Origin of the sequence: Cohnella sp. GbtcB17 (assembly GCF_019091135.1) — a bacterium.
GTDB lineage: Bacteria > Bacillota > Bacilli > Paenibacillales > Paenibacillaceae > Cohnella.
The window spans coordinates 1-232 of sequence record NZ_JAGXJW010000524.1 but is presented as its reverse complement, the minus strand read 5'-3'; the positions used below and the strand labels follow the sequence as shown (position 1 = coordinate 232).

Here is a 232-nt window from a genome sequence, read left to right as displayed (position 1 = left end):
GTACCGGCAAAGCATGTGGAATTTCCGCAGGCATTTTTGCCGCGATAATTTTGTCCGGAGCTTATTTAATTGCGATATTACAGTTCTGATGAACGGGAATGAATATCGCGACCGCGTACTGGCCGGCGTCTCTCCGACAGAAAAACAAACCGCGCTTGAGGAGGCCAAAGAACTTTCCCTCTCCCTGGTCTGTTATCTACAGTCCGGACTTGGGTTCAAAGGGCTTTGCCCA

1 protein-coding gene is annotated in these 232 nt (G+C 50.0%); it reads left to right on the top strand.

The window, feature by feature from the left end; all coding sequences use genetic code 11:
- Positions 1-232, top strand: a 232-nt coding sequence (locus KVT38_RS34325) for a hypothetical protein (protein ID WP_483298220.1), incomplete at both ends; no start/stop codon positions are given.